This window comes from Cohnella sp. GCM10012308 (assembly GCF_042649185.1).
Taxonomy (GTDB): domain Bacteria; phylum Bacillota; class Bacilli; order Paenibacillales; family Paenibacillaceae; genus Cohnella.
On record NZ_JBHRYU010000014.1, the window covers coordinates 14,490 to 39,472 of the forward strand.

19 protein-coding genes are annotated in these 24,983 nt (G+C 55.4%); 16 read left to right on the top strand and 3 right to left on the bottom strand.

Translation table 11 applies throughout. The features are described from left to right. Positions 1-12: 12 nt before the first annotated feature. From ACFOTD_RS16390 to ACFOTD_RS16400, 3 genes are all read left to right on the top strand, one after another. Positions 13-1,560 carry an extracellular solute-binding protein gene (locus tag ACFOTD_RS16390; RefSeq protein WP_378120573.1) on the top strand — a complete coding sequence of 516 codons (1,548 nt, stop codon included), beginning with the start codon at positions 13-15 and terminating at the stop codon, positions 1,558-1,560. Beyond that, positions 1,557-2,948, top strand: a complete 1,392-nt coding sequence (locus ACFOTD_RS16395) for an FAD-dependent oxidoreductase (protein ID WP_378120575.1) — start codon at positions 1,557-1,559, stop codon at positions 2,946-2,948. Before ACFOTD_RS16390 ends, ACFOTD_RS16395 begins: the two co-directional genes overlap by 4 nt. Positions 2,949-3,133: 185 nt before the next feature. Next, positions 3,134-4,417 carry a carbohydrate-binding domain-containing protein gene (locus ACFOTD_RS16400; protein ID WP_378120577.1) on the top strand — a complete coding sequence of 428 codons (1,284 nt, stop codon included), beginning with the start codon at positions 3,134-3,136 and terminating at the stop codon, positions 4,415-4,417. A 43-nt stretch (positions 4,418-4,460) separates the two neighbouring features. On the opposite strand, the gene ACFOTD_RS16405 is transcribed toward ACFOTD_RS16400, so the two are convergent. Beyond that, the gene (locus ACFOTD_RS16405) at positions 4,461-5,372 is read right to left on the bottom strand and encodes a helix-turn-helix transcriptional regulator (protein ID WP_378120579.1); all 912 of its coding nucleotides are present in this window, start codon (positions 5,370-5,372) and stop codon (positions 4,461-4,463) included. An 89-nt stretch (positions 5,373-5,461) separates the two neighbouring features. Here ACFOTD_RS16405 and ACFOTD_RS16410 point away from each other — a divergent pair, with 89 nt between their 5' ends. The 10 genes from ACFOTD_RS16410 (at position 5,462) to ACFOTD_RS16455 (ending at position 20,005) form a co-directional block, all read left to right on the top strand. Beyond that, positions 5,462-5,929: a VOC family protein gene (locus ACFOTD_RS16410; protein ID WP_378120581.1), complete on the top strand. Its 468-nt coding sequence runs from the start codon at positions 5,462-5,464 to the stop codon at positions 5,927-5,929. A gap of 26 nt (positions 5,930-5,955) precedes the next feature. Further along, positions 5,956-6,525 (top strand): YdeI/OmpD-associated family protein, encoded by a 570-nt coding sequence (locus ACFOTD_RS16415; RefSeq protein ID WP_378120583.1) that lies wholly within the window; start codon positions 5,956-5,958, stop codon positions 6,523-6,525. A gap of 713 nt (positions 6,526-7,238) precedes the next feature. Next, on the top strand, positions 7,239-7,553 hold the full coding sequence (locus ACFOTD_RS16420; protein WP_378120584.1) for a hypothetical protein: 315 nt from the start codon (positions 7,239-7,241) through the stop codon (positions 7,551-7,553). 15 nt (positions 7,554-7,568) lie between these two features. Continuing rightward, positions 7,569-8,180, top strand: a complete 612-nt coding sequence (locus ACFOTD_RS16425; RefSeq protein WP_378120586.1) for a hypothetical protein — start codon at positions 7,569-7,571, stop codon at positions 8,178-8,180. Between the two features lie 178 nt (positions 8,181-8,358). Next, positions 8,359-8,997 carry a LytS/YhcK type 5TM receptor domain-containing protein gene (locus ACFOTD_RS16430; RefSeq protein WP_378120588.1) on the top strand — a complete coding sequence of 213 codons (639 nt, stop codon included), beginning with the start codon at positions 8,359-8,361 and terminating at the stop codon, positions 8,995-8,997. Then, the gene (locus tag ACFOTD_RS16435; RefSeq protein WP_378120590.1) at positions 8,982-9,278 is read left to right on the top strand and encodes a histidine kinase; all 297 of its coding nucleotides are present in this window, start codon (positions 8,982-8,984) and stop codon (positions 9,276-9,278) included. The genes ACFOTD_RS16430 and ACFOTD_RS16435 overlap by 16 nt, the downstream gene beginning before the upstream one ends. A 100-nt stretch (positions 9,279-9,378) precedes the next feature. Then, positions 9,379-12,981 (top strand): S-layer homology domain-containing protein, encoded by a 3,603-nt coding sequence (locus ACFOTD_RS16440; protein WP_378120592.1) that lies wholly within the window; start codon positions 9,379-9,381, stop codon positions 12,979-12,981. 183 nt (positions 12,982-13,164) lie between these two features. Beyond that, on the top strand, positions 13,165-14,403 hold the full coding sequence (spoIIP, locus tag ACFOTD_RS16445; protein WP_378120594.1) for a stage II sporulation protein P: 1,239 nt from the start codon (positions 13,165-13,167) through the stop codon (positions 14,401-14,403). 972 nt (positions 14,404-15,375) lie between these two features. Next, entirely contained in the window at positions 15,376-19,458 is a 4,083-nt protein-coding gene (locus ACFOTD_RS16450) for an InlB B-repeat-containing protein (RefSeq protein ID WP_378120595.1), read from the top strand. A gap of 148 nt (positions 19,459-19,606) precedes the next feature. Then, complete coding sequence (locus tag ACFOTD_RS16455) at positions 19,607-20,005, top strand: RNA 2'-phosphotransferase (RefSeq protein ID WP_378120597.1); 399 nt, start codon at positions 19,607-19,609, stop codon at positions 20,003-20,005. Positions 20,006-20,009: 4 nt separating this feature from the next. On the opposite strand, the gene ACFOTD_RS16460 is transcribed toward ACFOTD_RS16455, so the two are convergent. Beyond that, positions 20,010-20,858 carry an AraC family transcriptional regulator gene (locus ACFOTD_RS16460; protein ID WP_378120599.1) on the bottom strand — a complete coding sequence of 283 codons (849 nt, stop codon included), beginning with the start codon at positions 20,856-20,858 and terminating at the stop codon, positions 20,010-20,012. 173 nt (positions 20,859-21,031) lie between these two features. Here ACFOTD_RS16460 and ACFOTD_RS16465 point away from each other — a divergent pair, with 173 nt between their 5' ends. After that, positions 21,032-22,060 (top strand): DUF4185 domain-containing protein, encoded by a 1,029-nt coding sequence (locus ACFOTD_RS16465; RefSeq protein ID WP_378120600.1) that lies wholly within the window; start codon positions 21,032-21,034, stop codon positions 22,058-22,060. Between the two features lie 73 nt (positions 22,061-22,133). On the opposite strand, the gene ACFOTD_RS16470 is transcribed toward ACFOTD_RS16465, so the two are convergent. After that, entirely contained in the window at positions 22,134-23,213 is a 1,080-nt protein-coding gene (locus ACFOTD_RS16470; protein WP_378120602.1) for a nitroreductase family protein, read from the bottom strand. Between the two features lie 155 nt (positions 23,214-23,368). Between ACFOTD_RS16470 and ACFOTD_RS16475 the strand changes: the two genes are divergently transcribed. Next, positions 23,369-23,875, top strand: coding sequence for a MarR family transcriptional regulator (locus tag ACFOTD_RS16475; protein ID WP_378120604.1), 507 nt, complete (start codon positions 23,369-23,371; stop codon positions 23,873-23,875). Positions 23,876-23,952: 77 nt separating this feature from the next. Then, positions 23,953-24,885, top strand: a complete 933-nt coding sequence (locus ACFOTD_RS16480) for a helix-turn-helix transcriptional regulator (protein ID WP_378120606.1) — start codon at positions 23,953-23,955, stop codon at positions 24,883-24,885. The last annotated feature ends 98 nt before the right edge of the window (positions 24,886-24,983 follow it).

Below are 24,983 nucleotides of genomic sequence, written 5' to 3' on the forward strand. Positions count from 1 at the left end.
AGGGGAAATCGTATGGGACTGCACACGAAATGGGGCCTGGGTCTGAGCATCTTCCTTCTGCTGGGCGCGGCGCTGACCGGATGTTCGTCGGCCGATAACGAAGGAAAAGCAAGCGGCGGCGCCGGCCGGGACGGCGGCCAAAAAAGCGGGACGCCCGTCAAGCTGAATTTGTTCGTCAGCGGCACGAACCTGCCGGCGCCGCAGGAGGACTTCATTCTTCAGAAGCTGAACGAGAATTTGAACATGGATCTATCGTTTAACGTCGCGGCGCCTAACGAGTACGATCAGCAGTTGAACGTGAAAATCGCGGGCGGCAGCGCGCCGGACATCTTCTCCGTATCGAAGGCGCAGATGCAAAACTTCGTGAAGCAGGGTATCCTGCTGGATCTGGACCCTTACCTAGAGCGGATGCCGAACGTGAAGAAAATGCTCGGAGAGAACGACTTGAACAAGACCAAGGTCGACGGCAAGCTCTACGGCATCCCGAAGCGTGCTTATCTGCCGATGGCCACGTACTGGATCCGAAAGGATTGGCTGGATAAGCTGAAGCTTGAGGTGCCGCGGACGGTCGACGATTTCGCGAATGTCGTCAAAGCGTTCACGGAGCAGGATCCGGACGGGAACGGCAAGAGAGACACCTACGGCCTGACGGGCAGCGGCATCGGCAGTCCTGATGCGGTGAACGCGCCGTCCACGTTCGATCCGATCTTCTCCGCCTTCGGCGTCGCCACGCCGGGCCAATTCATGATCAAAGACAATCAAGTCGTTTATTCGACGCTGCAGCCGGAGATGAAGGATGCGGTCGCATACATTCGCGGGTTGGTCGAGAAGGGCTACGTGGATCCCGAGTTCATGAGCAACGCGATGACGAGGAGCCAGGAGAAGGTGTTCCAGGGCCAAGCGGGCATCGTGTACCTGAACTGGGCCGAGATGTCCAAGGACGAATTCGTGAAGCAATACAAGGCAATCAACCCGAACGCGGAATGGGTGCAGCTCCCTGCGCTGACCGGTCCGGGAGGCACCTACCAGGGCAGCTTCGATGTCGGCAGCACCGGCGGGCGGTATGCGTTTCCCAAGCAGCTGGCCGACGATCCGGCGAAGCTGGACAAGGCGCTGGCTTATATCGACTATATCACGGCAGGCCCGGGATCTTTCCTGGTCATGTACGGCCTGGAAGGCGTGCATTTCAACTTCGACGGCGACAAGGTCGTCCCGACCGACCGCATCTCCGAGACGGGTTATGCCTTTAATCACCAGCTGACAGGACGGGACGAACGGAACTACCTGACGACCAAATTTCCGAAGCAGCGGGCATTGATCGATTTTGCGGCCAATGAACCGCGCATCGAGACGTACAATGAAATGATCCCGCTCCCCGCGGACTTCCCGCTGGCGGACAAGACAAGGTTCGAGATCGAAGAGTTGACGAAGTTCGTGTTCGGCAATAGGCCGATGGAGCAATTCGAAGATTATACGAAGTCCCTGCAAACCCAATACGGGCTCGATACCTATCTGCAAGCGGCGGCCGGCACGCTGAAGTCGCTCGGGTACTTGAAATGACGAATCGCATGATCGTAGAGCCGGCCAGGGAGATTCCCGTATTTTACGAAGCGGATATTTGCGTGCTGGGAGGCAGCTGCACCGGCGTCTTCGCCGCGGTGCGCGCTTCAAGATTAGGCGCCAGAGTCGTCATCGTCGAGAAGCAGAACGCGTTCGGCGGCGTCGCGACTTCGGGCCTGGTCAACATCTGGCATACGCTGTACGACACCGAGTTTTCCAAGCAAATCATTGCAGGGCTGACCTGGGAGACGATTGAGAGGCTGAAGCGCGTAAATGCTGTCTCGGAGGAGCAGAAGAGCCATTCGGTCGGATACGTGCTCAACACCGAAGAGCTGAAGATCGAGCTGGACCGCATGGTCGTCGAGAGCGGAGTCAAAGCCTATTTGCATACGATGTTCGTCGCCCCCCATATGGAACAAGGCGAGCTGAACGCCATCGTCGTGGAAAATAAGTCGGGCAGGGGCGCCATCCGGGCCAAAGTGTTTATCGACGCGACCGGCGACGGCGATCTGTGCGCGCGGCTGTCGCTGGCGTATCGCATGGCCTCCCATTTCCAGCCGTCGACGACTTGCGCCAAGATCGCGGGATGGGGCTCGAGCGGCGACGCGCACGACGACGTGACGGGCAGCGACCGCCTGATCGGTCTCGATCTGCAGCAGGCGCGGGTCTCCCATCGCGAGGAATTCGAGCTTCCCGAAGGCTTCGGTTGGGGAAGGTATGTGCCGGGAACCCGGGATGTCTACATGTATGCGGGCACGCGGATTTATCACGCGAACAGCGCGGACGGCGACGACCTGACGCATAGCGAGATCGAAGGGCGCAGGCAAGTGCGCGCCGTCATGGACCTGATTCGCAAGTACGGTCCGGACAACCGCCTTGCATTGGTATCGCTCCCTTCTTACATCGGCACCAGGGAGACGCGGCACGTCGATTGCCTTTACCGACTAAGGGGCGACGATATTTTATACGGCAAGCCGTTCGACGACGCGATTGCCTACGGAAGCTACCGGGTGGACATCCATCACCAGGACAAACCGGGCCTGACGTTCAAATATTTGAACGGCGAACAAGTCTACGTCCGTCCGGGATACCCGAACGAGGTTGGGAGATGGCGCGATGCGCTGGCTGCCGATCCGACCTTCTACCAGATCCCTTACCGCTCATTGGTCCCGCAAGGCCCCTTCGGAAACGTCATCGCGGCCGGACGGATGATCGACGCGGATGAAGAGGCATTCGGGGGCATCCGCGTGATGGTGAACATGAATCAGACCGGCGAGGCGGCAGGCGTCGCGTCGTACCTGGCGCTGCATCGATCGACAGCGCTCGGCCAGGTCGACGCGGACGATCTTCGCAAGGAGATGAAGGCTGGCGGCTCGATTATGATCTAACAATTACAGATGCTTTGCCGCCCCCTCGGACGAGTCGTCCGAGGGGATTTTGCAATGTGGAAGTTCTGCTCCGACGTTTAAGGTTGATTTAAGCCGCAGCCCGCATGATGTGAATAAGACATGAAGCACTAAACGCTGTCTAATCACAAAATGCCCGCTATCGGGCGTTCGAGGAGTGTTGATAAATGAAATCCAAAAAAGTGAAGACCCTAAGCGCCGTGACGATGGCCGTATTGCTGAGCGCGACGATCGCAGGATGCTCCCAGGCGCAAAGCGGCAGCGGGAATGCAGCAGCCGCCCAGACCGCGGCCGCTTCGACCGCAAGTACGCAATCGGCGAGCGATCCGTCCGCAACAACGTCCACGACTGGCACCGCAGCATCATCCGGCGGAACGTCGGCAGCCGCAACGACCAAGCTGGACACGTCGACCCTGTTCAGCGACCGGGATCTGGAGCAGACAGCGGATCTGACGGGTGCCACGCAAGTTACATTGGAAAGCGGGAAAGACGTAACGATCGATGCCGAGGGCGTCTACGTCCTGAGCGGCGAGGCGACGGATGCGACGGTGATCGTCGAAGCGCCAGACGATGCCAAGGTACAGCTCGTGCTGGACGGCGTCAGCATCACCAATGAAGACGCGCCTGCCATCTATGTGAAGGCAGCGGATAAAGTATTCGTGACCTCCGCCGACGGCACGAATCATATGGAAGTTACCGGCACTTATGCGGCGGATGGAGAAACCAACCTGGATGCGGTCATTTTCTCCCGATCCGACCTGACGCTGAACGGCACCGGAACCCTGGACATCGTATCGAAGGAAGGAAACGGCATCTCGTCGAAGGACGATCTCAAGATCACGGGCGGCGTCTACAGCATTCAATCGGCTGCGGATTCGCTGGAAGCCAACGACTCTATCTTGATTAGCGACGGGTCGATCACGATCGATTCGGGCAAGGATGGCCTGCACAGCGAAAATGACGAGGATGCGACGCTCGGATATATCTATATGAAAGGCGGCACGCTGAACATCGCCGCAGCCGACGACGGCATCCAAGGCACCAGCCTGGTGCAAATCGACGGCGGCACGATCAATATTACGAAAAGCGAAGAAGGCATCGAAGCGAACTATATTTTGATCAACGACGGACAGATTACGTTGTATGCGAACGACGACGGCATCAATGCCGCGCAGAAGGCCGAGGGCGACGTGGCGATCGTCGTCAACGGCGGCACGCTGGACGTGACGGTAGGCAGCGGCGACACGGACGCCTTCGACTCTAACGGCGATCTGTACGTAAATGGCGGCACCATCAAGGTGACGGCGCCGACTTCCTCGTTCGACGCGGACGGCACGGCGCAATTGAACGGCGGAGATGTCACGGTTAACGGCGAGAAAATCACGGAAATTACCGAGTCGCGCATGGGTGGCGGCGGTGGCGGAGGCGGCAGAGGCGGCATGCGCCGGTAAGCTGTAAATCACCGAATCAAGAGAGGCGAGCAGCCTCTCTTTTTTAGCTGTAATTTTTGAGAATGCCCGCTATATACCGACCGAATTCCTCCACATAAGATGGAGGCTCCACAATCTTAAGCTCCGTTCCGAAGCTCGCCAAATGCCGGAAGGCGATTGGATTTTGCGGGATATGAATCGTTGCCGACAGCCAATCGTCGCTGTGGGGGACCATGCTGCTGCGGCCGTACCTTTCGACGAACTGATCCTTGATCGCAGGCGAGATCAGCGCCTTAATCTGAACGAGCGCAGGCGAATATCCTGCTCCGAACGTCCGGTCCGCTTCGCGATCTCTTGGAACAAAGGTCTGCTTGCCCAGCGTCAGGTTGTCGGTTCTGGACAGCTTGAACGTTCGGTATTCCATACGCGTCAAGCAGTAACCGATCAGATACCAGCTCATCTCGTTAAAATGAAGCTGGTACGGCTCGACCGTTCGTCTGGTCGGCATGCCGTTTTTATCGATGTAGTCGAAGGTCAGCAGTCTGTTAAGCGAGATCGCCTCTTGACATAACTTCAAGATCTCGGCCATCTCGCCGCGGCCGCTCCAATTGTAGAAGGAGAGCTGTATCGCGCTTTTTGGAGGGGCGGCGTGCAGCATGGCTTCGATCTTTTTAATCGTGACTGCGACTTCCCGGCTCAGATAGATCTGTTCCAGTCCGCCGAGAGCAGCCAAAATGTTTTCCAGGTCGCCGCTGTTCAACAGGCGCTTATCGATTTTATATTCGTCCATGATGCCGTAACCGCCATTCGCCCCATGAATCGAATAGACCGGTATGTTCGACAAGCCGAGCGTCTCCATATCGCGGAGAATGGTTCGTTTAGAGACGTTGAACAGCCGTGAAAATTCCGTCGTAGAGACGACTTCCTTTTGCAGCAAAATCATCACGATCGCGATTAACCGCTCGATTTTCTCCATCTATTTTCTCCCGTTCAGATGAAATGATGACAATATGCTGTCACCTATCATAGCGTATGCTGCACCTATAACAAAGAGGAGGTTTAATCATGGCGGTAATGGCGTACTTGAATTTCGACGGAAATGCGGCGGAGGCGATCGATTTTTATGCGAAAGCGTTCGAGGCGGAAGAGGTCAAGCAAGTGAAGTTCGGCGATCTTCCGCAGGACCCCAGCTTCCCTTTGCCGGAAAACGAATTAAACATGATCATGGAGTCGTCGATCGCGTTTGCCGGCGGGAAGATCATGATATCGGATCTCCTGTCCGCGATGAAGCAGGGATCGGGCCAGCCGGTCAAAGGCAACAATGTGCTCATCAGCATCACAAACGAAAGCAAACAGACGTTAGAACGTTACTTCGAGCGTCTATCGGCGGGCGGCCATGTGATCATGCCGCTTTCCGATACGCCATGGTCTTCCTGCTTCGGGATGCTGGTCGATCCGTTCGGCATCGTCTGGAAGTTCAATAGCGACGCGGACAAGTTCCTGGATCGCGTGCTCGCGATGAAGCAACCGTAAAAAAAAGGAGCTGGGCAGCCTACTTTATGGAGATTAAAAATCTGCTGGCTGTAAACACCGTAGAAGCGTTAAGGTCTTGGCTCCGCGACCATGGCGGGACCGAAAAAGAATGCTGGGTAGTCGTCGGCATGAAGCCTGCTTCGGATACGCTGCTCTATTTGGACGCCGTCGAACAAGCCTTATGCTTTGGGTGGATCGATAGTACGAAAAAGAAAATCTCGGAGACGGAGGTTGCGCAAAGACTGTCTCCCAGGAGCAAAAAAAGCGCATGGACCGAACTGAATAAAGCGCGGGTCCGCCGCCTCGAGAGGCTGGGGATGATGACGGAGGAAGGCAGGCGCGTCCTCCCGGATATGCGTCCGGACGCGTTCAGGGTCGATCCGGTCATCGAGCAAAGGCTGCAAGCGGATGCGGCGGCGTATGAGAATTTCGCCAAATTCCCGGCTTTGTACCGTACCGTACGGATCGACACGATCCAAAGCTATAAGCACGATATCGAATTGTTCGACAAGCGATTGGACAAGTTTATACAATTCACCAGGCAAAATAAGATGTATGGCCAGTGGCATGATGACGGACGGTTGTTGGCGGACTAGAAGCAAGCGAGTATAACTGAAAGCATTCTCTTACCCAAGCTGTCCTCAAGGTCGCTATAGCGGCCTGAGAGACAGCCTCTTGCATTTTCGGATAGCGGCGTTAGGGGCAATACCAAAGGTCGTCATGCAACCTGAGAGATTGCCTCTTTTCGATGTCCGAGAGCCGCACCATGGACGATGCCGACTACCGGTTATATGAACGACTGTCGTAGTGCAGTAGATGGTCGCTGCCCGACCCGCAATCGCGCAAACGACTGTCGTAGTGCAGTAGATGGTCGCTGCCTGGCCCGCAAATGCGCAAACGACTGTCGTAGTGCAGTAGATGGTCGCTGCCCGACCCGCAATCGCGCAAACGACTGTCGTAGTGCAGTAGATGGTCGCTGCCCGGCCCGCAAATGCGCAAACGACTGTCGTAGTGCAGTAGATGGTCGCTGCCCGACCCGCAATCGCGCAAACGACTGTCGTAGTGCAGTAGATGGTCGCTGCCCGACCCGCAAATGCGCAAACGACTGTCGTAGTGCAGTAGATGGTCGCTGCCCGGCCCGCAAATGCGCAAACGACTGTCGTAGTGCAGTAGATGGTCTATGCCCGGCTCCCAGTTGCAATTTAGGCGGCTGCCCGGTCTTCCTGCTCACAGGAGTTTCGGTGACGAGCATGGAATAACTATGCAGTAAAAGGAGTGTTTTTTTACTTACAGAGAGGGGGCCGGTCTTATGCTCCTGCTTAAAGCAAAGGTTATGTTCGAGGGCCTCAGCAATAATCTCAGTACAAAAATAATATTGAGACCCGGCGTTAATTTTGGCAATGGCTTAAGCTTCTCCGGAGACATTAAGCCGACTGGAGACGTTGGCGATTTTCTATTATTAAACGAGTGGTATGAAGTCATTATTGAAATGTTCACGATTAATGAAGAGGCATTTCACGCCATAGGTCATCTTGTAAAAGACGGAAATCCTATTGTTTTTCAGGTCGGAAGTCGTAAGGTTGGGAGAGGCGAAATTATGGAGCATTTGTATATAGAGAAGTAGAATGAGGGAGGGCGTATGATTAAAAAGAAAATATTTGCGATGTATTTTCTAGCTATCGTTATTTTGTTGGTCTCTTGTCAAAAGAGAGGAGCCGTCTATGACGAGTCCTTGCCTGACGATATGAATCCATACTCGGGCATAGCTTTATCTGAATTTTCCGCGTCTTATGTTGAAAAGTACTGGAATAACCGCAAGTTTCATCTCGGAAAAATTCGAATGGAGCTTGATGATGATCTAAAAGGCATGGTGTACGCGGAATTTGCAGACAGCATGAATGGGGCTCCCAGCGTCGTCGAAATCGCGATAGATACAATCGGCATGAAAGTGGTTCAACTGTCCGAGTTAGGTAAAGGAAGCAAGATTGATCCTGGCATGATCCATATCGAAAATTGGAAGGTAGATAGCCAAGAAGCTATACTATTAGCCAAGGAAGAGATAACGAAAAAATATCATATTTCCAGAATTGATTCTATTCATGTCGATACGAATAATGCTTCAATTTCAAAGCGTGATTCATGGAGTATCGTTGTTTCCAGCAACGCAGGAAGGTACTTTGCATACATAGACGTTCTTTCGAAAGACATAACAGTAGGTAAAGTAACGGAATATAATCAAAACGATGACTGAAAGGCTGCCGTTTCTCCCGGTTTGCGACTGGTATATAAAAATATCATTATCTTTTAGGAGGGGACGAGCCCCCCTCTTTTTTGTTATATAATGTAGAAACAAAGCGAGCGGGTACTGGCGAACGGTTAGCGGCGCGGAGAAGGAGCGGAGCGTCATATTTGGGATCATCCAGGATTTTTTGCTGCAGCTCGCGCTGATCGTCATTGTCGTTTTTACGTACGAGATCTTTTTCGCGCAACGGCTGGCAGCGGTAAGACGGGCGAAGATCGTGCTCGGTGTCTGGTTCGGTACGGCGATCGTGCTGACGATGATGTTCCCCATTCATATTACGCAAAGTGCGCATGTAGATCTTAGAATCGTGCCGCTGCTGCTTGGTACGCTGTACGGGGGACGGCGGATGGGGATCGCGCTCGCGGCTTTAATCGTTCTGTACAGGCTGTTGCTCGGTTTTGACTCAGGCATTTATACGACGGCGATCACGCTGCTGGTCAGCATGCCGGGGGGATTGTATTTTCAGAGATTATTCGCGGCTGCGGAGAAGTGGCGAAAGGTTCGCATCGCCATCCGGCTCTCGTTGTTTTACGGCGTTACTGGCAGCGTGACTTCGTTAGCTCTCAGAGGCGTAACGGCCGAGGTGCTACGGGCGCACATCGTCTATCTCGTCACGATCATCGTCAACGCCGCATTTTCCGTCGCGCTTAGCGAGACGGTCCTCGGAATGATCGAGCGGAATCGACGATTGCAGGCGCGTGCGAAGGATGCGGAGATCGCTTTTTCCGGGCGCAGATCCGCCCGCATTTTTTGCATAATGCGTTAAACGCGATCGCGGAGCTATGCGTCGACGAGCCGCGCAAGGCCGAGGCGCTGACCATCGATCTGTCGCAATATTTGAGGCGAAGCTTCGACTTCAAGCTGGACGTCGGGCGGACGACGATTGAGCATGAGCTGGAGCTTGTGCAGGCTTACTTGAATATCGAGCAGGCAAGATTCGGGCCCAAGCTGCAGGTTGATTACGATATTTGGATGTCTATTTTCGCAATTTCCGCTTATATTCGACAAAAAGGAAAAAATTCAACGAGGTGGCAGCATGCGTTTTAACGGTAAAAGGAAAAGAATCGGCTTTATTTTTGTGAATGTGATTTTGGTTGGCTTGCTCTTGAGCGGGTGCGTAACGCAATCTAGCTCCGTGAAATTTAACATGTCGAGTGCGATGGATCAGGAGCAAATATACCTGCGCTTCGCGGATGGCACGACGGCGACGTCGGCGGGGCAAAAGGGGCAGTCGACGATCACGATCGCAAACCCGAACCATAAACAAATCGTCGGCGCTTATGTCACCGACGGTACCGTGAGCTGGGTTGGCGATTATTCTTACAGCGGCTTCGACGTAAACGTCTCCTCAATCGCCGGGCGGAAGCCTGCTTTCGCGGCGACTTCCGTTCGGATGGATCCGCTTCCGGCTGCGGCGGACGAAGACGGCTACTATTCGGTCCAGCTTGCCGTATACGGCGTGAACGACAGCGGCGTGGAGCAGCCGGTAACCGGCAAGACCGAGGTGTTCATGGAAGCGTCGGGAACCTCCTTTAAGGACACAGTGGATTCGAGCAGCACGGATGCCGACGGCGGGTTCTCCAACTATACGACGAACGGTCAGGTTGAATTCTTGATCAAGCCTCAAGAGGGCGTATCGATCGATGACCTGATCTACCGCATCTGGTCGGGACCGAAGCTGCTGTATTCTGACGATCCGGCCGACCTGTCGAGCCTTGAACTGTTCGGCGCGACTTTGGCCAAGGCATTCCAGCCCGATGTGGTCTCCTACGTGGCTAAGGCGCCTAATGACACGGCCAACCTGTCCGTTGCGGCAGCCGCGTATACGCCCGGTACGGCGTTGACGGTGATGGGTGAGCCTGCAAGCAGCGGCATGCCAAGCCGCGCGATCCCGCTGAATGTCGGCTGGAACGAGATTGCCGTCACCGTTGCGCTTGCGGACCAAACGTCCAAGACGTATGCGATATCGGTGCTGCGGCACGGCAAGACGCAGGGGCTGGGCACGGAGCAGCAGCCCTATCTGATCAAGGAGGTCGATCAGCTCGATCAGATAAGGGATCACTTGGATGATCCGAACGTGTATTTTAAACTGGCGGCGGACGTCGATATGGGCGAATTCACCCGTCAAGCCGACTGGGATCCAATCGGCACGGCTGCGCTGCCGTTCCGGGGACATCTGGATGGCGCAGGATACACGATATCGAATCTGACCTTTGACATTAATGAGTATACTGGCGGATTGTTCGGCTATCTCGGTCGAGAAGCGCGAATTCACGATCTGAAGCTGAGCGACGTCAGCATGGCGTCTTCGACCTATGTCGGCGGCATCGCCGGCGAGAGCGAAGGGACCATTACGGACAGCACGGTGACCGGCAGCGTTCGCGGCTTTGAAAGCGTCGGCGGTTTGGTCGGAAATAACCAACAAGATGCTGTGATCGAAGGCAGCTCTTTCTCCGGCGATGTCCGGAGCGAGTACCGTGCCGGCGGGTTGATCGGCTATAATGACGGTCAGCTCCGGCGAAGCCATGCAGAGGCAAACATAGAAAGCATAAGCATAAACGGCGAGGCGGGCGGCTTGGCAGGCGTCAATAATTCGGGAAGCATTATGAACAGCTACGCGATCGGCAAAGTAAGCGGTTGGCGGTCCGGCGGCATTGCCGGAACCAACACCAGCGAGATCGGCTACAGTTACGCGGCTTCCAGTCTGACCACGGGATCAATCGGGGGCACCGGGGGAATCGGGGGGATGGCCGGCGGAACGATCGAAAAAAGCTTTTTCGACGCGGACATCGCGGGCATATCAGACGCCGAATCTGGATTGACGACCGAGCAGATGAAGTCGGCGGCTACGTATGCGGAGGCTGGCTGGGATCTGGATGAGATCTGGGCGATCGATCCCGATGTTAACGACGGATATCCGACGCTGCGCCAGGCGACATCGCTCGTGACCTACGACGGCAACGGCAGCACCGCCGGTACCGTGCCCGTCGACTCGAACAGCTACACGTCGGGAAGCCTGGCTACTGCAGCCGACAATAGCGGCGAACTGACGAAGGAAGGTTACCTGTTCAAAGGCTGGAATACGGAGGCGAACGGCATCGGGACGGATGTTGCGCCAGGCGCGCAAGTGAAGGTCGGCGCATCCGGCCTCACGCTGTACGCCGTATGGAAGCTCGAGCAGAAGCCGGAGCTGCGTGCGGCGACGGCCGGCGATGCGAGCGTCGCGCTCGAATGGTCGGGTGTGCAGCATGCAACGGGATATGAAGTATACCGAAGCACGGTATCGGGCCAATATGGAGAGCCGGTCCAATCCGTCAGCGGCACGGTGTACGGCTATACGGATACGGGTCTCGCGAACGGAACGACGTACTACTATGCCGTGAAGGCGACGAGCGAAGGCGGAGACAGTGAGCTGTCGAACGAGCGTAGCGCTAAGCCGGCGGCCGCTGCAATCGGCGGAGACGACACTCCCCAGAGTCCGAGCAATCCCCCTAGCGTCACTGAAGGGACTTCGCAGATCGAGCTGAGCGTTAACGGAAAGGTCATTCGCGGTTTGACCGCTAAGACCAAGATGGTCGGCGGACGGAAGGTCACCACGTTAACCATCGACGCGAGCGGCGCCAAGGCGCTGCTGGACGCAGCCGAGCAAGGGGGCGTTGTAGCGGTGCCGGTGGCCGAGCCGGCTGACGTCGTCATCCTGCAGTTGAGCAGTTCCTTGTTGAAGGGGCTTGAGGAAAAGCAGCTCACACTGAAGCTCGAGACGCCAGGCGCGTCGTATTCGCTCCCGGCGCAGCAGATCGATCTCGACGGGCTGCGCAAACAGCTGGGCGCCGAGTCGGCGGATGACGTGAAGCTGGAGATCGAGATCGCGACGGCATCGTCCGGCGTAGCTGGCACCGCCGAACAAGCGGCAGCCCAAGGCGGGTTTACGCTTGTCGCACCGCCGGTGGAATTTACGGTGCGGGCGCTCCTGGGCGACAAGGCGGCGAACGTCGGCCAATTCAATACGTACGTCAAACGCACCATCGCGATCCCGAACGGCGTCGATCCGAGCGCCATCACGACCGCCATCGTCGTAGAAGCGGACGGCACGGTACGTCAGGTGCCGACGAAGTTCGTCGTCGTTGAAGGCAAAAATCAAGCGGTTATTCAAAGCAGGACGAACAGCGCGTATGCATTGATCGGGAAAAAGGTAAGCTTCGCGGATGTCGAAGGACATTGGGCGAATACCGCGGTGAACGAGATGGGCTCTCGCCTGATCGTGAGCGGGGACGGACAGGGCGCCTTCCATCCGAACCGCGACATCACGCGTGCGGAGTTCGCAGCCATCGTCGTTCGCGGGCTTGGCTTGAAGTCTGAGAGCGCGGGCATCTCGTTCCCGGATGTCGCCCAGAACGCATGGTACCGCGCCGCCGTCGGGACGGCTGCGCAGCTTGGCCTGATTAACGGCTTCGAGGACGGCACGTTCCGTCCGAGCGACAAGATCACGCGGGAGCAAGCGATGGCGCTCATCGCCAAGGCGATGAGCCTGACCGGCTTGACCGCTGAAGGCAGCGCATCAGACGCCTTGCACCCGTTCGGCGATGCGAGCCAAGTCTCGGCATGGGCGAGGGATGGGGTCGCGAAGAGCCTGCAGGCAGGGATCGTCTCCGGACGCAGCGCATCGCAGCTTGCGCCGCAAGCCTCGATGACGCGCGCGGAAGTCGCAGCGCTCGTTCGGAAGCTGCTGGCGCAATCGGGTTTGATCTAGGCAATACCGGCACGAACGATACGAAAGGCACTTTCCTCGCAGAGGCTCTGCGAAGAAAGTGCTTTTTTAAAAGCATAAATTGCCGATCCAAGCAGGAAATCAAAGCTTCATGTCGAAATCTTGTTGGTCGAGAAGCCGGATGAGTCATCTTCCTATTTTTTTGAAATGAAAGGGGCGGACTTATTGCGTTATGCGATCGGAAGCGCGGTAATCAGCGCATGTCTGTTGCTGGGTACGGCCGGACCGTCTATTGCACAGGCGGCTTCCTCACAGTCGAAGAGCGGCGCCGCGGTGAAAACGGCTGACGTGAAGGCGAGCAAAACGTATGCACAGAGCACGGTCGACCGTCTGAACGTACGGACGTCGCCGAAGCTGACTGCGTCGGTCATCCAGATGATCGGCAAAAGCGGCAGCTACGAGGTGTTGGACAAGCAGGGCGAGTGGCTGAAAATTCAGTTGTCGGAGAAGCAGACGGGCTGGGTATTCGCTGAATATATCAAACAGACGACCGGGTCAACGACCGGCAACGTCATCCCGGCGGTCGTCAAGACTGGCAGCGAGTCTGCGGTCGTGAAGATCACGGACGTTACGAATTTGCGGAAGGGTCCGAGCACCGAGGACGAGATCGTCGGCAAGGCGCAGCCGGGAGAGACGTATCCTATCCTGGCCAAGGAAGGGGACTGGTACCGCATATCCCGAGGTGCCAAGGGAACGGCCTATGTAGCCGCATGGGTCGTTTCGACGAATAGTACGGGCGCGGTCAAGGCGGCATCGTCGGCGAGCGGGCGCCAGGTTTATATTTATCATACGCATAACCGGGAGTCTTGGAAAAACGTGGCGACACAGACCAAAGGCTCATCAATCGACGACCCGAAGGTCAATATCACGCTGGTAGGCGATCGGCTGGGAACCGCGCTTCAGAAGCGAGGCGTCTCGGCGTTCACGGCGGAAGACGATATTACGGAGCGGCTTGCGGAAAAGAACCTGAGCTTTTCGCAATCGTATACCGAATCCCGCAAGATCGTGCAGACGGCGATGAAGTCGAATGCGTCGCTTGGTTATTTCTTCGATATTCACCGGGACGGCGACGTGCCCCGCAAGCAGACGACGGTGACAATTGGCGGCAAGACGTATGCCCGGGTGCTGTTCGTTATCGGAATGGGCAATGCGGATTACAAAGCCAACAAGCAATTTGCGGACGCGCTGAGCGAACGGCTGGAGAAGAAATATCCAGGCTTGTCGCGAGGCGTGCTGATGAAGGATAAGGCGCACGGAGACGGCGAATACAACCAATCGCTGTCGCCCAACAGCATGCTGCTCGAATTCGGCGGCGCCAACAATACGATGCAGGAAGCTTTGAATACGGCGGATGCGTTCGCCGATATATTTGCCGCTTATGTCGGAGCGACGAAGCTGAGTTAATGAATTTGCATCGAATACGACTGCCATATTTAGATGTTTGACCTACCCGCTCGGGTAGGTCATTTTTTTTATTTTCCCAAAATGATAACGATTAGGGCAAATCATTAAGAATTCATTCAGATTTCTAGGTCGATTGCTTGATAAACTTCGTAGTGCAATCCAAAAACATCCATTTTTATGAATGGAGGAGGTAGGATCTTGAACAGATTCCGTCCATATGTTTCTTTTTTTGCAATATTGCTTCTTCTACTCGATGCCATTCACGCTTCATCGGCTTTTGCCGCATGGAACAACCCAGGTTCCCCATCGGGCGCTACGCTTCAAAATGTTGCACGCGGACCGGACCGGTTCGTGGCCGTCGGAAGCAATGGAACCATTCTGTATTCAATGGACGGCAGCGGAGGTCAATTCTCCGGCAGCGTTACGACGAATACAACAGATAACCTAAACGACATCGTATACGACGGCAGTAAGTATGTAATTGTGGGGGCCGCCGGTAGGATCATGACGCTTAGTTCCGCTAATGTGCTTGGGACTTCGACATCGAATACACCTTATGCTTTGGGGGCCGTCGCCTATGGAGGCGGCAAGTATGTCGCGACAGGGCAATTTTCGACGATTGCAACATCTTCGGATGGCTATACCTGGTCAAGTCAGTTGGTTTCGGGTACGGGAGGTGCCTATATCTATGATGTTACATATGGCGATAAGTTTGTAGCTGTGGGGCAGTACGGCACGATATTGACTTCGACAAATGGCGTAAACTGGACGCAGCAAGTATCGAATATATCGAACAGTTTGATGGCGGTTACTTATGCGAATGGGCAGTATGTGGCAGTAGGCGTTACGAATGGCGTTGTTGGGACTTCTCCGGACGGCGTGAACTGGACTCCGCATAACACGGCTATTACGACTCCGCTTTATGGTATTACTTACGGCAATGGCCGATACGTGGCTGTGGGATTTGGCGGCGTGATTGCGTCGTCGGTAGACGGTGTTACTTGGAAGGCGAATTCATCGGGAGTCTCCAGCAATATCTACGGCATTGCTTACGGCAACAATACGTTCTCCGCGGTCGGCAACAATGCGAATCTAAACTTCCAAAACTCTGCGGTCGTTTACAATGGCAATGGCTACACAGGAGGAACCGTACCATCGGATAGCAACGCCTATGCGACCGGCTCTTCGGCGACGGTACTGGCCAAGGGAACAATGGTTAAGGCGGGCTACGCGTTCACAGGTTGGAACACAGCGGCGGACGGCAGCGGTTCGAGTTATGCGGCAGGTGCAACCCTATCGATGGATATGGATAACGTGACGCTGTATGCGCAGTGGGCGGCGGTCCCGACATATACGGTGACATACAGTGGAAATGGCAGCACAGGAGGCGCGGTGCCTACAGATGGCGGCGCGTACGAGAATGGTCAGTCGGTGACCGTACGCGGGAATACGGGAAGTCTGGTGAGAGCCGGTTATACCTTTGCAGGCTGGAATACGGCGGCAAATGGTAGCGGCACAGCGCGGGCAGCTGGTTCAACGTTCAGCATGGGTTCGGCGAATGTGACGCTGTATGCGCAGTGGACGCTGAACCCCACGTACACGGTGACGTACGTTGGCAATGGTAGCACGGGTGGCGCGGTGCCGACGGACAGCGGCGCGTATGAAAACGGGCAATCGGTGACCGTACGCGGGAACACGGGGAGTCTGGTGAGAAGCGGCTACGCATTCACAGGCTGGAACACGGCTGCGAACGGTAGCGGCACAGCGCGGGCAGCAGGTTCAACGTTTAGCATGGGTTCGGCGAATGTGACGCTGTATGCGCAATGGACGCTGAACCCGACGTATACGTTGACGTATAGCGGCAACGGAAGTACAGGTGGCGCGGTGCCGACAGACGGTGGAGCCTACGAGAACGGTCAATCGGTGACCGTACTCGGGAACACGGGAAGTCTGGTGAGAACTGGTTACACCTTCGCGGGCTGGAACACGGCTGCGAATGGCAGCGGCACAGCGCGGGCGGCCGGTTCAACGTTTAGCATGGGCACGGCGAATGTGACGCTGTATGCACAGTGGACACCGACGTATACGGTGACCTATAACGCCAACGGCAGTACGGGAGGCGCCGTGCCGACAGATAGCGGGACATATGTAAATGGAGCATCGGTAACGGTGCTCGGGAATACAGGGAGTCTGGTGAAACCCGGCTACACGTTCGCAGGCTGGAACACGGCGGCGAACGGCAGCGGCACAGCACGGGCCGCCGGTTCAACGTTTAGCATGGGTTCGGCAAACGTGACGCTGTATGCGCAATGGACGTTGAATCCGACGTACACGGTGACGTACAGTGGGAACGGCAGTACGGGCGGCACGATACCTACGGATAGCGGATCTTACGAAAACGGTCAATCGGTAACGGTGCTTGGGAATACAGGGAGCCTGGTGAGAAGCGGCTACACCTTTGCAGGCTGGAATACGGCGGCGAATGGTAGCGGCACAGCACGGGCAGCAGGTTCCACGTTTAGCATGGGCACGGCGAATGTGACGCTGTATGCACAGTGGACGCTGAACCCCACGTACACGGTGACGTACGTTGGCAATGGTAGCACGGGAGGCGCGGTGCCGACGGACAGCGGCGCGTATGAGAACGGGCAATCGGTGACCGTACGCGGGAACACAGGGAGTCTCGTGAGAAGCGGCTATGCGTTCACAGGTTGGAACACTGCTGCGAATGGCAGCGGCACAGCACGGGCAGCAGGTTCCACGTTTAGTATGGCCACGGCGAATGTGACGCTGTATGCGCAGTGGACACCGACGTACACAGTGACGTATAACGCTAACAGCAGCACGGGAGGAACCGTGCCGACGGACAGCGGGAATTACGAGAACGGTCAATCGGTAACGGTGCTCGGGAACACGGGGAGTTTGGTGAGAACCGGCTACACGTTTGCAGGTTGGAATACGGCGGCAAATGGAAGTGGCACAGCACGAGCAGCAGGTTCAACGTTCAGCATGGGTTCGGCAAATGTGACGCTGTATGCGCAATGGACGCTGAATCCAACGTACACGGTGACGTACAGTGGGAACGGCAGCACAGGGGGCTCAGTGCCGACGGACAGCGGCGCGTACGAGAACGGTCAATCGGTGACCTTACGCGGGAACACGGGGAGTTTGGTGAGAACCGGCTACACGTTTGCAGGCTGGAATACGGCGGCAAATGGAAGTGGTACAGCACGAGCAGCAGGTTCAACGTTCAGCATGGGTTCGGCAAATGTGACGCTGTATGCGCAATGGACGCTGAATCCAACGTACACGGTGACGTACAGTGGGAACGGCAGCACCGGGGGCTCAGTGCCGACGGACAGCGGCGCGTACGAGAATGGTCAGTCGGTGACCGTACGCGGGAATACGGGAAGTCTGGTGAGAGCCGGCTATACCTTTGCAGGCTGGAATACGGCGGCAAATGGTAGCGGCACAGCGCGGGCAGCTGGTTCAACGTTCAGCATGGGTTCGGCGAATGTGACGCTGTATGCGCAATGGACGCTGAATCCGACGTATACGGTGACGTATAGCGGCAACGGAAGTACAGGTGGCGCGGTGCCGACGGACAGCGGCGCGTATGAGAACGGGCAATCGGTGACCGTACGCGGAAACACGGGGAGTTTGGTGAGAACCGGCTACGCATTCACAGGCTGGAACACGGCTGCGAACGGCAGCGGTACAGCACGGGCCGCCGGTTCAACGTTCAACATGGGTTCAGCAAACGTGACGCTGTATGCGCAATGGACGCTGAATCCGACATACACGGTCACGTACAACGCCAACGGCAGCACGGCAGGTAATCTACCAACGGACAGTGGTGCCTACGAACAGAGCGCGACAGTGACGGTGCTCGGAAACACAGGTAATCTGGAGAAAGCCGGCTACATTTTCACAGGGTGGAACACCGCAGTTAACGGCAGCGGAACGAGCTATGCCCCCGCCGCAACTTTCACCATGGGGACGGCAAGCGTGACGCTCTACGCGCAGTGGCAAGCCATTGTAACCTCCAGCCCACCGGTCAAAATCGTCTCCACAGACGGAAGGCTATCGCTGCCTGCAGGCGGAACAGGAGAGGTGAGCTTTGAAGATCGGGTCAAAGTATTCATCCCCTCAGGGGCTACGGACAAGGATGTAAAAATAACGATTGCACGAGACAGGGAAGCCGAAAATTTACTATCGACAGAAAAAGATCCCGTAAGCGGCGTCTACGAGATCTCAAAAGACATCCCGGATAGCTTTAAAAGTTTGGTAACGATCTCCTATGCATTTGATCCATCGCTTCTGACGGAGGGGCAGCAACCGGCCATGTTCTACTATGACGATATAAAGAAAGCATGGGCGGAGGTTTCCGGCGGCAGGGTCGACGGCAACTGGATATCGATCAAAGCCAATCACTTGGGGGAATTTGTAGTCCTGTGCGTGGAAACGGTGAACGGGAAGTCGGTGCCTTGCGGATCGGCGGAGTCCCCGACAACGATTGACTTCAGCGATATTTCCGGACACTGGGCAGCCTCCAATATCCAACTGGCGGTGAGCAGAGGATTCGTGAGCGGTTATCCGGACGGCACGTTTAAACCGAATCGGACGGTAACCCGCGCGGAGTTTGCCGTCATGCTCGCCAACTCATTGAAGCTGGAGGTCGAAGGCGCCCGATTGACCTTCTCGGATGCGGCGAAGATTCCGTCGTGGGCACGGGAGGCGATCGCGCAAGCGGTAAAGGCCGATATCATTACGGGTTATGAAGATGGCACATTCCGGCCGAATGCGACGATCACGCGGGCGGAGATGGCATCGATGATTGCCAGAGCGCTGCAGTTATCGCCGGATGCGAATGCGTCAACCGATTTTGCCGACGACCATCTGATTCCGAGCTGGGTAAAGGGCGCTGCCTCAGCTGTGCAGAAGCTCGGCATTATGGAAGGCTCCAACGCGAACCGGTTTAATCCCAAAGCCGAAGCGACGCGCGCAGAAGCGGTAACGGTTCTGATGAGAATGCTGGAGAAGCTGGGCAAGTAGGCGAAATGGCAGGTTATCCGGAGTCTGTTAAACAAACAGCCTTAGGGTAGCCTGCTTTTTTATGAAGATGGATAACGCATGCGCTGTACTTATCGACCTATATTTCCTAGAATAGGCCTATCAGTCTGACATTCAGGAAGTGATTATCGTGCTTAATCAGAAATCAGAGAAAAGCCTAAGCAAACTAATGACGAAGATATTGCGGCACATCCCCGAAGCGTTCGGCGTGACGCTCGATCCGGAGGACGGCTCATGTCCGCTTCCTTCTCTCATAGAAGCGATTCAAGCCCAGTCCGGCTGGTCTTGGGTGAAGAGGGAGGACCTCGAGCAGGTCGTGCGAAATTCCGATAAACAGCGGTTCGTCATCGAGGACGAACGCATCCGGGCCAGATACGGACATAGCCACGATAAGGTACAATATGCGCCGGGCGAGCCGCCGGAGGTGCTGTACCACGGCACGAATACGAAGGCGCTCCCGTCGATTTTGCAGGAAGGGCTGCTCCCAATGGGCCGTCAGTACGCTCACCTGTCGGAAGGCGAGAAATGAAAAATCATAACCACATTTTTCGATACTGCAACGGCGTGCGATTTTCGTATTTCTTAAAAGTCACAATATAATGGCTAACGCTTTCAAAGCCAACGAGCTCGGCAATTCTCTCTATTGATTTTGTTCGTTCTCGGAGCAAGAGCGACTTGCTCATTGTAATACGCTGTCTGATTAAATATTCAATGGGAGAGCACCCGGTCCAAAGTTTGAAGGCTCTCGTAAAGTGGGATTTGCTCATGTTTGCTTCTCGGGCCAAGTCGTCTACGGAAATAGGTTCGGCATAACGAATTTGCAGGTATTGAAGTGCTTTCTCGAGGCCATCTCTTTGACGCACCAGAATACCATCGCCGGAAGGGGAGGTTGTACCTGCTGTGAAAACCTCCATTAGTAACTGAAAGATATGAAGTGCGGCTTCTGCTTCAAGGTTAACGCCGTTGCCTCTAATGATCTCGATAAGACTTTGCTGGTGCTGAATGAACCTGTGTGGAACCGGAAGCCGAATGACGGGTCCGTATTTATCGTGTATAGCTTGCATATAAGAGGCACTTCCGTTTCCATCGAAATGTACCCAGCCTACGTCCCATTGCTCATTCGAAAGCGTCCCGTACTCATGATATTTCCGGCAATCGATAAGAAGGACGGAATCAGCCAGTAACTCATATTCCCTGTCTTCGTGCTTAAGATAGCCGCGACCGCTAAAGGTGTATTGAAATAAATAACTTTCAAACCCTTCCCGCGTAATGACGTAATCGTCGTCATACTTCCATCTTCCGATATGTTGCACATACAAAAACGTAGACCTAGCCAACTGACTTGGTGTGTAGACAAGCATTCCATAATCTGTTGAATCCATAGTTATCCCCTCTACTGATTAGCGCAATAGTTATATTTTTAAGCATTTTAGCTAGAAAAGTCCTTTTAAATCAAGGATATAATATAGCTGGATACATAAAAAATATAACACATAGATGGGGTGCAAGAATGAGCGGCGATTTTCCAATCAGCGAAATGATTGAATGCGCGATCATGGACAGCCGAAGATATCACAAAGCCGACGGAGACATGTGGCCGATTACTTGGGCGGCGGACGGCCATTGTTACGGCGCGGCAGGGGACAATCTTGGAAGCCCAATGAACGTATGGCGGATTGAAGGCCATCCGGGCGAACCATTCTGGGGGCCGTATCCTCATCTGTTTCTCATCGACAACCTGCCGATCGACCCCAAGGAATATTGCCAGCGTCCCCATGTGCATCCGCATTGGGGAGTCAAGCCGGCGAGCTTGCTGAGCTTGAACGGCGTATTGTATTTCGCGGTGCAGCTGATGAATTTCGGAGATAATCCGTCTTTTAATCGCCAACATAATATTTCCAGTTGGATCATTACGAGCGATGATAACGGCAACACATGGAACCGGGAGGCGACTCGGCAGGATTTCTTTGACGGCCGATTGGCATCTCCGCATTTCATCCAATTCGGGCAGGATTACGAGGGGGCCAGGGACGAGTTCGTCTATGCGTATTTCCCTGCCGCGACGGACGGGAATAGCTATTGGTGCAACGGCGATTACCTGCTCCTGGGAAAAGTCCGCCGAGATCGCATCCTCGAGCGCGATGCGTGGACGTTCTATTCGGGCGATGAGCATAGCCAACCGGTCTGGCATTCGGATGCGTACCGCGCAGCTCCGGTGTTTGAATATCCGCTGATGACGGGAGAAAATCATGTTTCGTTCAATAAAGGCTTAAATCGGTACATCATGGGCAACTTTTCATTCACGGACAAACAAGGCAACCCACGTCCTTATCACCAGCAGCCGGGAGATCCCATTGACGACAGCCGGTTTCCGAGCCAGTTGACCTTGTTCGAGGCTCCGAATCCATGGGGGCCTTGGTCCCTGTTCCATCAGGATAACAACTGGGGAAGCTCAGGTGACTATCAGCCCATATTTCCGACGAAATGGATCAGCGAAGACGGCAAGGAAATGTGGATGGTGTCTTCCGGCAGCGAAGAGGATCACAATTTCACTTTTCAGAAAGTCCGATTGAAGCTGCGCTGAGCGAGAAGCGTGCGACTCAGGAGAAAATCGCAAATCTGTCGTGGTCTGGATATCCCGCAAGCTTCTCGTACGCTTAGCAATGCGTAATGTTAATCGGTACGGACGCCAGAGTCGCTAGCGCCGAAGAGGAATGCCGCCCCTCGCCGCCAAGCGCTAGCACCGCCACGATCCGCTCCTGCGGCCGGACGCCGAAAGGCTTGCACTGCGCCGGATCGTAGATCCATTCCGGCAGCGTCCGCCGTACGGGCCACGGCTCGGATGCGGCCAACAATTGAAAGTTCTGGATCAGGCAGCATACCGCCGCGTAATCTTCCTCGCGCTTATGCGGATCCGGCTCTTCCTTGGCTACGACGAGCAGAAACGCTGCAGGCGCAGTCTCATCCAAGGCGCGAAGCCGATCCGCCGCCTCGCCGTCCCCCGCATAAACAAATCGCCACGGCTCGCGCAGTCCGTCGTTGGGCGCCCAGACGGCATCGTTCAGCAGGGCCAGAACGCTTTGCGAAGATACCGTTCGCGAAGAGGCCTGGTGTGCTGATCCTTTAAGCGAAGATACCCGAAGGTGGTCCGCATACCGATTCGCTTCGTCTTCAATGGCCGTCCACTTGTGCTCCGCGGGCGTTCTTTTTCGCGCTCTCGGCACCTTTTCATAAAATCCGATACTTAAGATCCCCGCAAATCGCTCGCCTTCCCCCAGACCGATCTCCCGTTCGAATGCAGCGCTGTTCAGCATCGGATCCGTGTACCACAGCATGCCGAGTCCCAGCTCCCAGCCCAGCAGCTGAACGTTTTGCATAATGCTGCATGCCGCCGCATAATTTTCGTCGCTCTGCCGCTGCGTGCTGCCGGATTCCGCGATGAAGACCAGTTGAGCGGGCGTTTCCGTCACTTGCTTTTTCATGAGATCCAGCATTTTGCCCGGCAGAAGCTTGCCGAGCGTGCTTCCCTTCATCTTGGCGATCATGCTGTCGGCCAGCCTGTGACGCGCTTCCGGCGTGGAATAGCAAATGCTGCGCCAATGAGAGGCGCCTTCGCCTTCGGCCTGGTATAGACGCGCAGCCTGGTTCAGCAAGGATTCGATCATTTCCTGTGTCACCGGCCTTGCGCTATATCGACGGATGGATCTGCGTTCCCGTATGGTCCTGGACATATTCATGGTCAACCCTCCACGTCCTATTCAAATATTGTTTACAGGTAAACTATAATTGCGGCCTAACCATCTGTCAAATTCATTTTTTATCGCAACCGTCCTGTGATATATTTGTTGATAAATAAACGATCATTCACCGACATGATAGGGAGCGCTTTAACATGACAAGCACATCCGACGGGCTCAAGCGATTGCTGCACAGCCGTTTCAATCACTATCTGCATGTATTCGAGCAGACGGTTTCTTCCGAGATTGACGCGTTTGCCGACCTTGCGCGGGTGCAGGGCATTGCTTCGATTCCAAGTCATATGACCAGCATTCATGTCATCGACTGCATCGGGCGCAACGAGCCCGTCAACAACACGTCCATCGCGGAGAAAATGAATCTGTCCAAGGCGAGCATTACGAAAATAAGCACCAAGCTGCTGAAAGAGGGCTTCATCAAGCGAAGTCAGTTGAACGACAACAAAAAGGAAGTGTACTTCAGCCTGTCGCCCAAAGGCAGGCAGATCTTCGAGGTGCACGCGATGATGCACGAGAAAATAGAGGCTTCCTTTATCCGCGCGCTGGACGCCTTTTCGGAACCCGAGCTCGCGGCATCGCTGAAGTTTATCCAGACGCTGATCGATGAGACCGGTAAGATGGTGAAAGGCGAGGTAACGCTGTAAGTCTGTCGATTAACGGCTTGACTGGTCATGCGCATCCGGGGAAGATAGAGGCAGGAACGCAAAGGGGTGACTCGGCCATGACCTTTTCCGCACGCAGGGAAGTCAATTTTTTGCAATTGGCGCCCTATGTCCGTTATATGCACGAATACGACGGGCCGGGAGATATCAAGGTGCCGCCTCGTTTTATCTACGATCACGAGCTGGTTTTCTTCACGCATGGAGGCGGCGATTACATTCTTGACGGTATTTCCTATACGGTCAGCGCAGGCGACTTGCACGTCATTCGGCCGCATCAGCGCAATTCCTGCGTGATTCCTCCCGGGCACGCGCGTTATTTTGCGGTTCACTTCGACTACCTTTACATGGGCGATACGCTAGATTTTCCGCCGGAGGTGTACTCGGACTGCGACTATACGCAGGATGTCCTCCCCGTTGAAGAAGGCTTGGACGAGCGTCCGCTCGTCGAACCGGGCGAAGTGGCGTTTCCGTCCTTGATCCGGACAGGCGACCCGCTTCACTACGAACGGCTGTTCACCGAACTGCTGCATGCGTTCACCGAGCGGACGCCCGGCTTCCAGCTGGAGATGCGCGCGATTTTGCTGAAAATATTGCGTCTCATGTACCTGGATACCGCTTATGCGGAAGAGAACGCCAACAAGCGGCAGGGGCGGGAAGAAATCGACGCGGTCGTTCTCTATTTGCGCGACCACTACCGCGAGAGCATCGACTTTGCGCGGCTGGCGGCCGATCTGGCGCTGTCTCCGAACTACTTGCGCACGATGTTCAAGAAAGCGACGGGAAAATCGCCGATGGAATACGTCATCCAATGCCGCATGGAGAGAGCCAAGGCGCTCATTCTGGAAGGGAAGCATCCGATCAAGCGCATCAGCGAGATGGTCGGGTACGACGACGCGCATTATTTTAGCCGGCTGTTCAAGCGTCACGAAAAAAGATCGCCGAAGCAGTATGCGGACGCAATGCTGCATCGCGTAAAATCGTCCACCTTTTGAGGTATCCCCTCTACATACAATCCCGCTCCCCGCGCCTATAATGAAGGCAAATCAATGAAACGCGCGTATTCGGAAGCGGGCAAGACATCGGTTAAAAG